This is a genomic window from Oscillibacter sp. CU971 (assembly GCF_905219725.1).
Lineage (GTDB): Bacteria > Bacillota > Clostridia > Oscillospirales > Oscillospiraceae > Oscillibacter.
This window is the reverse complement of sequence record NZ_CAJMXG010000535.1, coordinates 1-1,212: the sequence shown is the minus strand read 5'-3', so window position 1 is coordinate 1,212 and position 1,212 is coordinate 1. Positions and strand designations below refer to the sequence as shown.

The 1,212-nt window shown below is 47.9% G+C and carries 1 protein-coding gene; it reads left to right on the top strand.

Annotation, left to right across the window (positions count from 1 at the left end; translation table 11 throughout):
• Positions 1-57 precede the first annotated feature (57 nt).
• On the top strand, positions 58-939 hold the full coding sequence (locus tag JX325_RS17210; protein WP_204792229.1) for a Bro-N domain-containing protein: 882 nt from the start codon (positions 58-60) through the stop codon (positions 937-939).
• Positions 940-1,212: the final 273 nt, after the last annotated feature.

Genomic DNA, 1,212 nt, shown 5'->3' with positions numbered 1-1,212 from the left:
TGCTGAAGCAGTATGGGATCACCCTGGAGCGGCATGATGGAGGGGAGGCTGGAATCGATGGGACAAAATGATAAGATCCAGCTCTTTGAGGATAAGCGTATCCGCACCGCATGGGATGAGGAGAAGGAAGAATGGTTCTTCTCAGTCGTAGATGTGATAGCCGTTCTGACAGACAGTAAAGATCCTGCCGCTTATTGGCGCAAGNTAAAACAGCGGATGCGAGAGGAAGGCAATGAAACCGTGACAAATTGTCACGGTTTGAAGATGACAGCGGCTGACGGCAAAAAGCGGCTGACCGATGTAGCTGATACCGAGCAGCTTCTGCGCATCATCCAGTCCATTCCTTCTCCCAAGGCAGAACCGTTCAAAATGTGGCTGGCTCAAGTTGGCCGGGAGCGTATAGAAGAAACCATCGATCCTGAGCTGACCATTGAACGGGCCTTGGAAACCTATCAGAGAAAAGGATACAGCCGTGAATGGATCAACCAGCGGCTCCAGGCGATCCAGGTGCGTAAAGAGCTGACTGATGAATGGGATGCCCGTGGCGTTCAACAGGGTATCGAATATGCCATCCTGACCGATGAGATCTCCCGCGCATGGTCCGGTATGACAACCAGGCAGTATAAACGTCTCAAAGGTTTGAAAAAAGAGAATCTCCGTGATAATATGACCACGCTGGAGTTGGTCTTGAATATGCTGGCCGAAGCGACCACCACAGAGATCTCGAAACAAAAAGAGCCTGAAACATTTGCAGAAAATGTTGAGATAGCGCGTGCGGGCGGCAAAGTGGCTGGGGATGCACGCAAGGCTGTGGAAACGCAGACTGGTGTTCCTGTGATTACATCCCAGAATGCAGCCCAGCTTAATCAGGTGGTAACCGATATGATCGAGGGAGTAGTCGCTGAGGAAACAGGTGCCTCTGACACGGATAATGGATAATATATGCTGAATTATTCTGCGAAAACAATTTCCTTTCAAAAATAAGAAGGCCGCAGCTTTGATGAGTTATGTGCGTTCCTTTTTCAAAAATCCACATCTGGATTTCTCAAAAATAAATGCACATTTTACTCGAAAGCATTACTGTCGGGTTTGTCTTGGACGCAAAAACAGAATCGAACACCTGTCGGGGAGATCGATTTTGCCGCCTTTGTCCAAAAGCTCTAAAAACGCAGTTTTTAGAGCTTTTTTGTAACTTTTCTTATCGATTTTGCA